9 protein-coding genes are annotated in these 9,358 nt (G+C 55.4%); 2 read left to right on the plus strand and 7 right to left on the minus strand.

The features are described 5' to 3' along the window. Positions 1 to 256: 256 nt before the first annotated feature. From AC0QHF_RS11180 to tftA, 7 genes are all read right to left on the minus strand, one after another. The gene (locus tag AC0QHF_RS11180; protein WP_324704288.1) at positions 257 to 439 is read right to left on the minus strand and encodes a type II toxin-antitoxin system VapC family toxin; all 183 of its coding nucleotides are present in this window, start codon (positions 437 to 439) and stop codon (positions 257 to 259) included. After that, positions 439 to 654: a hypothetical protein gene (locus tag AC0QHF_RS11185; RefSeq protein ID WP_324704289.1), complete on the minus strand. Its 216-nt coding sequence runs from the start codon at positions 652 to 654 to the stop codon at positions 439 to 441. Before AC0QHF_RS11185 ends, AC0QHF_RS11180 begins: the two co-directional genes overlap by 1 nt. Positions 655 to 800: 146 nt before the next feature. Further along, positions 801 to 1,292 (minus strand): 3-hydroxyacyl-ACP dehydratase FabZ, encoded by a 492-nt coding sequence (fabZ, locus tag AC0QHF_RS11190; RefSeq protein WP_324704290.1) that lies wholly within the window; start codon positions 1,290 to 1,292, stop codon positions 801 to 803. 18 nt (positions 1,293 to 1,310) lie between these two features. Next, positions 1,311 to 2,150: a UDP-3-O-acyl-N-acetylglucosamine deacetylase gene (gene lpxC / locus AC0QHF_RS11195; protein ID WP_324704291.1), complete on the minus strand. Its 840-nt coding sequence runs from the start codon at positions 2,148 to 2,150 to the stop codon at positions 1,311 to 1,313. 106 nt (positions 2,151 to 2,256) lie between these two features. Further along, positions 2,257 to 3,243, minus strand: coding sequence for a methyltransferase domain-containing protein (locus AC0QHF_RS11200; RefSeq protein WP_324704292.1), 987 nt, complete (start codon positions 3,241 to 3,243; stop codon positions 2,257 to 2,259). Between the two features lie 635 nt (positions 3,244 to 3,878). Continuing rightward, positions 3,879 to 4,910 carry a cobalamin biosynthesis protein CobW gene (gene cobW, locus AC0QHF_RS11205; RefSeq protein WP_324704293.1) on the minus strand — a complete coding sequence of 344 codons (1,032 nt, stop codon included), beginning with the start codon at positions 4,908 to 4,910 and terminating at the stop codon, positions 3,879 to 3,881. 96 nt (positions 4,911 to 5,006) lie between these two features. After that, on the minus strand, positions 5,007 to 6,368 hold the full coding sequence (gene tftA, locus AC0QHF_RS11210; protein WP_324704294.1) for a hormogonium tapered terminus morphoprotein TftA: 1,362 nt from the start codon (positions 6,366 to 6,368) through the stop codon (positions 5,007 to 5,009). 68 nt (positions 6,369 to 6,436) lie between these two features. Between tftA and AC0QHF_RS11215 the strand changes: the two genes are divergently transcribed. Both AC0QHF_RS11215 and AC0QHF_RS11220 read left to right on the plus strand, forming a co-directional pair. Next, positions 6,437 to 6,802, plus strand: coding sequence for a VOC family protein (locus tag AC0QHF_RS11215; RefSeq protein WP_324704295.1), 366 nt, complete (start codon positions 6,437 to 6,439; stop codon positions 6,800 to 6,802). Between the two features lie 373 nt (positions 6,803 to 7,175). After that, the gene (locus tag AC0QHF_RS11220) at positions 7,176 to 9,164 is read left to right on the plus strand and encodes a CHASE2 domain-containing protein (RefSeq protein WP_324704296.1); all 1,989 of its coding nucleotides are present in this window, start codon (positions 7,176 to 7,178) and stop codon (positions 9,162 to 9,164) included. Positions 9,165 to 9,358 lie beyond the last annotated feature (194 nt).

A 9,358-nucleotide genomic window follows, 5' to 3' on the forward strand; every position in this document is an offset into this window, starting at 1 on the left:
ATATTCAAAACGGAGCATCGGGCATCTTGCCTGTGGATTCAGATCCGATCCCCTCATTTAAGATGAAACAGCCCAGTCGGGTGGGTTAGGCGGCTTCAACCTAGGCCGTAAAAGCCATCTATAAATCCGCCGTAACCCACCGTTTAAGGTGTGTCATAACACGACTAAAACTGTGCATAAAAAAGAAATGGTGGGTTACGGCGCGGATGAAAAGTTGTGGGTTTTTCCGGAAAATTACAGCCGCGCCTAACCCACCCTACTGGACTCCTCCCGATGCTCTGCGGATAATATAATAGATGTTAGTAATTGTCGTCGCAGCGATCAATCCCTCAATCTCCCCGGCATCTATACGCTCAAATAGCCTTGCTGCATTATCCAAAAATGGTTCCCTTTCTTGCAGGAAGTCGAGAACCACATTTGTATCAATTAAAACTCGCATTACTGATATTTCTCGGTGAGATAGGTGGCGTAATCCTCCGGGACATCTACTTCCCCTCCGGAAGGTTTCGCAATTCCTCGCAACCGCGATAGATTCCTCGATTTTGACAGGGTTTCTGTATCCCGTCTGAGGGACTCCAAAAGGGTTTGAACCAACTGCCAGCGATCGCCGACCGATAATCGCAACGCCTCATTTTGTAATTCCTGTAATTTCATCCGTTTCCTCCCACTTCAGATTCAATTTGAAAGTCAAGACAAACTGCGATTGTCGATCGCATGGCGATCGCGCCCTAAAAAAGCTGTTGGGCTTGGGCCCTTTTCCGACCCCAAAGCGCAACAACAAACCAGTGACGATCGCACCCTCAATCGGCTAGAGAAAACATCAATTCCCCCTCGCAGGTGCGCTTGCCGTCCACTTCCGCTTTCGCCTGCATATAGGCAAATCGATTTCGCTTGACGGAGAGCAATTCCACCCGCATGATAATCTGATCGCCGGGTACCACCGGACGCCGGAAACGCACCTTGTCGATGCCCGCAAATACGAACAATTTCCCCTCCATCCCCGGCAGTTGGGTGACGACGACACCGCCCACCTGGGCCATCGCTTCCACGATCAGCACCCCAGGCATCAGCGGGCGCCCGGGAAAATGTCCCTGAAAGTGGGGTTCGTTGATACTGACATTTTTGATGCCCGTCGCCCGTTCGCCGGGAACATATTCGATGATGCGATCGACGAGGGCGAACGGATAGCGGTGGGGGAGGAGGTTCTGGATTTCTTCGATCGCCAAATGGGTATCGTTAGCCGTCGCGGCGTTGGAATTGCTGGCGTCGGGGGTTGCGTCAAGTGTGGACATTCTCTAACAGTTCAAGCTTTACACGGCGAGGGGTTCTCGAATCCGCCGCACCAACTCGACGTGCAGGGCGTGACCCCCTTTGTAGGCGAGGTAGTGGGCTTGGGGAATGGTCCCCAACAGGCTGAGATCCCCTACTAAATCTATGATCTTATGACGCGCCGGCTCATTTGCAAATCTCAACGGGGGATTCACCCACCCCGACTCGGAACAGACGATCGCATTCTCCAGACTCCCCCCTTTGATCAACCCCGCCTTTCGCAACGCTTCGATATCTTCGGCCCGGGTGAACGTGCGGGCCGGGGCCACTTCCGTGGCAAAATCTTGGTGCCCCGGACTCCAACTGTGCCACTGATTGCCGATCGCCGCCACGTCAAAATCGATGCCGTAGGTGAACCGAATTTCCGGAGACGGGATAGCCGCGACGAAGGCATCCCCCCGCCGCACGCAAATTTCCGCTTCCAGAATCGGGGGAGAATCGGATATGGGATTTTCCCTCAGTCCGGCGGCAGCGATCGCCTCAACCCAGGGTTTGGCGGAACCGTCTAAGAGGGGCAATTCCGGCCCGTCAACCTCGATCCGGGCGTCCGCGACTCCCCCCGCCGCCAGGGCGGACAACAGGTGTTCTACGGTGCGAATTCGGGCGCTGGCGCCGTTTCCCAGTTCCGTCGAGAGGGTGGTGGAACAGACGGCCTTCCAATGGGCGGGAATGACCGGAGTCTCGGGCAAATCCACCCGGACGAAATATCGCCCCTGACCCGGTTCGGCGGGCAAAATTTTCACATTCGCCGTCTCACCGCCGTGGAGTCCCACCCCCGAGAGTGCGATCGCATTTTCCAGGGTATATCGTTTACCGTCCATTCACTGCTTGTAAAACTGACACAACAAAGAATTAAAGGGAAAATCAGGAGTCGAAGACAAAACCAATTCAACGATTCCCCATTCCCTATTCCCCATTCCCTATTCCCTAACTTCTGGTCGCCGTCGCGGACACCGCCTGCGAAGATTCCGAAACACCTTCCCCGCGAACCGCGCGGAACATCCCGAACCGGCAGAGTCCGGAACCGAAAGCCAGCCGCATCAACAGGATAGTCGGCACTTCCCGCACGGATTTGACGAACCCGGCGATGCCGTATTGCATCCACCCTCTGGGGCGGACGATGCCCTGCCAAATGGTATCCAGCCAGGAGGGGAGGGTTTCGGAGGACCAATCAGCGGTGGCGACTTCTCCCTCGACGAGTCCGGTTTCCGCCAACAGTTCGGAAAAACCCTCGATGCTGGAAAAAGCGGGGTGGGACCACTGTTCCAAAAGTTGCCGCATGACGGGGCGTTCCCAGAAATTGAGGGGATTTTGGCGATCGTCCCGCTGGTTCCAGTCCGCCACCACCAGGACGCCGCCCGGTTTCACCACCCGCAGCAATTCTTTGGCGAAAACGGCTTTGTCGGGCATATGGGGTCCGGCTTCGATGGACCAGACGACATCGAAACTGGCGTCGGGGAAGGATAACGCCATCGCGTCGTCTACGGCAAATTTGGCATCCAAGCCCTCCGGCGTCAATTCCTCGGCCCGTTTCACCTGTCCGGGGCTGATGGTGACGCCGGTGACGGAAAAGCCGTAATCCTTCGCCAGGATGCGGCTGCTGCCGCCGATGCCGCACCCGACATCCAAAACGGTGGTTCCGGGGGGGAGTTTGTCCAGTCCGCCCCAGCGGGCCATTTGGTGTACGAAGTCTTCTTTGGCTTGCAGAAAGTCTTTCCGCTGCGGCGGGGACCCGTAGTGTCCGAGGTGGATGTGTTCGCCCCAGTAGAATTCGAGGATGCCGTCTTCGGTCCACTGGTCGTAGGCGTTGGCTACCGAGTCGGCGGATTGGTATTTGCGGGCGGTGGCGAGGTAGAGTGCGATCGCGATTATTGTCAGGGTGAGAAGGAGTCCGATTCCGAAAGCGAAGGTCATAAACTGAGTCAAAATATGGGCTACTGATATAGTGTGTGACAAATCGATAATTGATGCAACTCGGATTCGTTGTGGCGATCGGGTTCTTTTCGGAGGGACTCAAGCCCAACAACGGGGGAAATCATTGTCGCCACCCTAAAATTGAGTTAAAATATGATCGCCCCCCAGCCATCCAAAATCATGACTTCAAATCTTTATCAATTATCCCTAGATTTCGATCAAGTAACGCTTGGGAATCAATTCCCAAGCTAATAGCAGAAATCATCTAAAGATGATTGGGGAGTCGGTACGGTTGAAAAACAGGGTTCGAGATCAGTATAATATGATAACCGACATTTTGCAGGACTTCTCCGCATAATTCCTCTACTTCACATCAAGGTACAATACTCATGGTTAACGAATATACTGCACTGATTCGAGAAGAGGATGGCTGGTGGATCGGCTGGATTGAATAAATCCCGGGTGTCAATTGTCAAGAAAGGAGTTATGAAGAACTTCTCGAAAGTTTGAAGGTGACATTGCAGGAAGCGATCGCATTTAATCGCTAGATTTGGGGATGAAGAAACCGGGTTTCTATGAGGTTTTTTTTTGAGGATGAGAGATGCGGGTAGAAACCCGGTTTCTAGCTATTACAATTATTTCAGAGAGGCCGAAATTTTGTCCGCTTCCAAACTGCGGCCGATGAAAACCAGTTGAGTTTGGCGGGGTTCGTCCGGCTTCCAGCGGCGATCGAAAAAGGTGTCAAAGCGGTTGCCGACGCCTTGGACAACCAGCCGCATGGGTTTGTCCGGGACGGCCGCGAAGCCTTTGATTCGGTATATTTCGTTATCGTGGGCGATCGCATTTAACCGTTCCACTAAAGCCTTGGGTTCCATCGCCACATCCAACGTCAAATGCACGGCATTAATATCATCATCGTGCTCGTGTTCTTCCTCGTGGTCGTGGTGGCTGGGGCGGGAGTCCAGGTCGTCCTCCACCGCCGCATTGAAACCCAATAGCACCTCGGCGGAGATTTCCCCCTGGTGGCAGGGAAGCACCCGCACGCCTTCGGGAAGTTCCCGTTCCAACCACTGTTTGACGCGGGTTTGGGTATCGGCATCGATGCGATCGCTTTTCGTCAACAACACCATATCCGCACAGGCTAACTGGTCCTCGAATAACTCCTCGATGGGGGTTTCGTGCTCCAAACTCTCGTCCGCCTCCCGCTGCCGTTCCAAAGCGTCGAGATCCCCCGCTAACTGCCCGTTTGCCAAGGCTTCGCTATCGACGACGGTAATCACCCCGTCCACCGTCGCCCCGGTGCGAATTTCCGGCCAGCGAAAGGCCTGCACCAGGGGTTTCGGCAGTGCCAAACCGGAGGTTTCGATCAAGATGCAATCGATCGCGTCCCGGCGTTTCAACAGTTCTTGCATGGTGGGCAAAAACTCCTCCTGAACCGTGCAGCACAGGCACCCGTTCGCCAGTTCCAAAATATTGGTTTCCGCCGTCTCTTCCTCGTCGCAAACCTGGCAAGATTTCAACAGTTCCCCGTCAATACCCACCTCGCCAAATTCATTCACCAAAACCGCGATCCGACGACCTTGATTATTTTTCAACAAATTGCGGATCAGCGTCGTCTTCCCAGCCCCCAAAAACCCGGTAACAATCGTAACAGGAATCTTATGCATGATTATTTTCCGTCAACTCCTATTTAAGGATACCAGAAAATCCGTCACCCCACCCACAAAAAAAAGGATATTTAATTATCAATTATCAATGATCAATTATAAGAGTCCGGACATTTCGTAAAGCCGCCGCACCAAAGCCACGATGCGATCGCCGTATTGGGGATCGTCGGACCACCGGCCCCCCAACTGGTAGACGGAGGGGGCGACACCTCGGGTGACGTAGTTGAACCGGGGATCGACAATTTCCTGGACGATGGGTTCATTGCTGGCGTAGGCTTTCAGGTGTTGGATGTGGGCGCGAATCCCCTCGCGGGGACTGGAAAAGGAGGCGATTTCGGAGGAACCGCCGACGGCGCCCAACCCGGCAAAATTGTGTTGTTCGGGGCGGACGATGCCGCCGAATTTGAGGAAATCGGTTTCCAAACACATCTGACAAAAGGCGATATCGTAGTTGATCCCCTCGATCATCGATTCTTCTCGGTAGAGTTTGGCGATCTGGGGAAATTGGGTCGCCGCGTCGGGATTTTCTGCCTTTAAAAAGACGATCAGTTGCACTTGTGTGGTGTAGCCACTGCCCATGATGCGATCGATTTGGTCGCTGTAAAGTCGGGAGATCGATCGCAACACGACGGATCGATTCGGGTTATCCCAACTGACGGCAATTCCGAAACTTCGCAGGTCGATCGCTTTGATATAAACGATGTTGTTGTAGCGAATTCGTCGCACCCGCGCCAGTTGACTGAGATCGATTCCGAGGCGATCGGCTAAATCGATGGGGATGTAGGAATTGCCGTTGACCAAAATGCCCTTTTCGCCGTAGGTTTGGGCGTTAATTCTAATTCCAATTGACCCGTAAACTCGGGTTCCGGGCGGCAGGGGTTGGGCGGGGTTGATGTGTTCGCTTTTCACCCAGGCGGCGATGCCGTCGGCGAGTCCGGTGGCGATATCGCGGCGGCGACTCTGCAAAATAGCGCGATCGCTGGGATTGGTCAAATAGCCGATTTCGATGTAGAGTGACGGCACGGCGATCCAGCGGCAGAAGACCAGGCGCCCGAGTCCGGTGTGGGTGTCCGGTTTGACGCCCCGACTGGGGAACTGGGGAACCCGCCGCAGCACGGACCACAGCAGCAGTTCGGCGTCGCCTTTGCGTTCCGGGTTGTGGGCGATGTAAAATACCGTCACGCCCCGGATGGAGGGGTTGGAGGAGCCGCCGGTCTGCAATTCGACCGCCACATCCCCCGGGTGGGAATAGGTGTTGATCCAGTCGAGGGTCTGAATTTGGGACAGGTCGTCGGGGACGGCGACGACTTGAAAGCCGCGCGATCGCAACTCCGAGAGCACCAGATCCCGGATGCGGATCATTTCTTGGGCTTCGGTAGTCCCCCCGGCGACGACACCGGGATCTCTGACCCCGTTTTCAAACCCTCCGTGACCTGCCGATAGAAAAATTCGTCCCATTTTTCAACTCAATATGGATGCAAGATTTGCGTTCGCCCGTCGGGATCAAAATTATCGCTTTCCCAAATATGGTTTTACACTGCAATGGGGCGCTTGTCACCCTGGCAACTGCCGACCTGGCCAAATTGACCCGCTTTTACGGCGATCTTTTCGGAGTCCAGCCCGAGGTGTCTCTGGGGGGGGTTTACGCCGAGTTTCAACTTCCCGGTTTGCGGTTGGGAATTTTTCGGCCGCGATCGCACGACGGTGGCGAGTTTGTCCCGGGTTCGGGGGCGATGAGTTTGTGTCTGCAGGTGGACAATTTGGAGGATGCGATCGCCCATTTTCAGGATTTGGGCTATCCCCCTCCCGGCGATCTCATCGTCGCCTCCCACGGCCGGGAAATTTACGTTTTCGACCCGGACGGGAATCGGATCATTTTGAGTGAAAAGTGAAAAGTGAAAAGTGAAAAATTAACGGCTTTTTCCCGTTTCTTTGTCCGACTCCTACAAGCCCAGTTGTTTTGTGCTTCGCGGACTTGATTTGAGAGAATGACCCCCAAAAATTTGATCATATCCGTCTCCGTTTTTGAGGCAGAATACATCGCGATCGGCTTTTTTGATAGTTTTGAAGTTTCTGATGTCAATTTTAATCGACGAGGCATTAGCAAGCGAAATGACCGGACAATATTGAAACTGAACGGTAAAAGGAACAAAGCGACAGGGGGCGGGGAAGAATCTAAAATTAGGGCGCAAGCCAGGGGCCCCTACAATTTCAAATCTTTCAATGATGGGTCGGGCCCCCCAGTTCGGGCGAAATTCGGCAACAATGGTCAATAGCAGTCCCGCACCTCACCGGATAATATCGATCGTGAGTCTGAAGCCGTTCGACATCTTAAAGAGAAAGCAAGTGAATCTCAAGGAAATGGGAACTTGTGCGATCGCCACAGTCATCGCGATCCTAGCGGTCTTGGGACTGCGGCAGGTGGGGGGGCTGCAACCCCTCGAACTGCTGGCCTATGACCTGATGGTGCGGCTCAGGCCCGATCGCGACCCCGACCCGCGGCTGCTGATCGTGGCTATCACCGAGGAAGACATCCAGGCTTTCAACCGCTGGCCCCTCCCCGACCGGACGATCGCCCAATTGCTCGATCGCCTCTGGGAATGGCAACCCCAGGCGATCGGCTTAGACCTGTACCGGGAAATTCGCTACGAACCGGGACATCGAGATCTCGTCCGGGAACTGGAAAATCCCGATATTTTCGTCATCAAAACCCTCAGCAACGGCCGGACTCTGGGAACCCCCGCCCCGCCGAGCGTCCCGGGCGATCGCGTCGGATTCAACGACCTGTTGCTGGACCCGGACGGGGTGGTGCGGCGAAATTTGATCTTGGCAAATACCGACGAGGGGACATTTTATTCCCTGTCGATGCAACTGGCCCTCCACTATTGGCGGGAACGGGGGGTCGAGCCGGACAACAGCCCCGACCACCCCGAGGGCATCCTCTGGGGCGAGGCGGAATTTCTTCCCCTACAGCGCCATTCGGGCGGGTATCAAACCATCGACGACCAGGGTTATCAAATTCTGCTCAACTACCGCTCCGATGACGCGGTGGCGAGGACGGTGACGTTGAGCCAAGTGCTCTACGGCCAGATTCCCCGGCAGTGGGTGGAGGGCAAAATTGTCCTGATCGGAACCACGGCGCCGAGCGCCAAGGATCTGTTCCTGACCCCCTACAGCCCCGGTCGCAAGGTGTCGGCGAAAATGCCGGGGGTCTTAATTCACGCCCAGATGCTCAGTCAACTCCTCGATGCGGTGGGCGGCGATCGCCCGCTGTTCGCGTTTTGGCCGGAGTGGGCCGAACTGCTGTGGATCGTCGCCTGGGGAGGGGTCGGCGTGACGGCGATCGTCGGGAGTCGCCACCCCCTGATTTGGATCTTCGGGACGCCGGTGCTGTTGGGAATTTTATTCGGGACCGGATTTTTCTTATTTTTAAATGGCCGCTGGGTCTCGATCGTGGCGCCGAGTTTGTCCCTGATCCTCACCTCCGCGACGACCGTCGCCTATTTGGGATTGAGCGCCCAGCGACAGCAGCAGGTGGTGATGCGACTCCTGGGACAAAATACCTCGCCGGAGGTGGCAACGGCTCTGTGGAACAGCCGCGATCGCCTCCTCGCCGACGGCAAATTACCCGGCCAAAAACTGATCGCTACGATGTTGTTTACCGACATCCGCAATTTCAGCACCATTTCCGAGCAGATCCCCCCCGAACAACTCATGGAATGGCTCAACGAATATCTCGACGGTTTGACTCAATCGGTCCACAATCACCGAGGGATCATCAACAAGTTTATGGGAGACGGGATCATGGCGGCTTTCGGCGTCCCCATCGCCCGGGAAACGGACGACGAAATCGCCCGGGATGCCAAAGCCGCGATCGCCTGCGCGTTGGACATGGGGGAACGGTTGCGGAAGTTGAATCAAAGTTGGCGATCGCGCAATTTGCCGGCGATTCAGATGCGGGCGGGTATTTTCACCGGGCCGATCGTGGCGGGGAGTCTGGGGGGGCGCGATCGCCTGGAATACGGCCTGTTGGGCGATTCGGTCAACATCGCCTCCCGCCTGGAAAGCTGCGAAAAGGACCGCCACTCCGATGTCTGCCGCATTCTGATCGCCTATCAGACATTGATGTACGTCCCTGATGTCTTTGAAGTGGAGGCCTGGGGACTCATCCCCCTCAAGGGCAAACATCAGTTGGTGGATGTCTACCGGATTCTCGGCTGGAAACGCCCCGCTTCCGAAGTTTCGGAGTCTTGAACCCCACCTCAAGGGGGCGCCGTTTCGGCCCGAAAGCGATCGCCAATCCCTCTCAAATGTGATGTATGGCAACCTCGTGTATCAATTCTGTGGGAACTCAGAGGCAGTTCCTGCTATATATAGCGCTGCGCGCGGTCCTCGGCAGTCGGGAGTCGGGAGTCGGAAACTGAAACGGCTTTTCTATAAGGGTTTGA

Source organism: Lyngbya sp. CCY1209, assembly GCF_055795065.1.

Excerpts from the sequence above, each read along its gene's own strand:
- AC0QHF_RS11180 (WP_324704288.1), bottom strand. The coding sequence starts at position 439 with ATGCGAGTTTTAATTGATACAAATGTGGTTCTCGACTTCCTGCAAGAA.
- AC0QHF_RS11185 (WP_324704289.1), bottom strand. The coding sequence starts at position 654 with ATGAAATTACAGGAATTACAAAATGAGGCGTTGCGATTATCGGTCGGC.
- fabZ (WP_324704290.1), bottom strand. The coding sequence starts at position 1,292 with ATGTCCACACTTGACGCAACCCCCGACGCCAGCAATTCCAACGCCGCG.
- lpxC (WP_324704291.1), bottom strand. The coding sequence starts at position 2,150 with ATGGACGGTAAACGATATACCCTGGAAAATGCGATCGCACTCTCGGGG.
- AC0QHF_RS11200 (WP_324704292.1), bottom strand. The coding sequence starts at position 3,243 with ATGACCTTCGCTTTCGGAATCGGACTCCTTCTCACCCTGACAATAATC.
- cobW (WP_324704293.1), bottom strand. The coding sequence starts at position 4,910 with ATGCATAAGATTCCTGTTACGATTGTTACCGGGTTTTTGGGGGCTGGG.
- tftA (WP_324704294.1), bottom strand. The coding sequence starts at position 6,368 with ATGGGACGAATTTTTCTATCGGCAGGTCACGGAGGGTTTGAAAACGGG.
- AC0QHF_RS11215 (WP_324704295.1), top strand. The coding sequence starts at position 6,437 with ATGGTTTTACACTGCAATGGGGCGCTTGTCACCCTGGCAACTGCCGAC.
- AC0QHF_RS11220 (WP_324704296.1), top strand. The coding sequence starts at position 7,176 with ATGGTCAATAGCAGTCCCGCACCTCACCGGATAATATCGATCGTGAGT.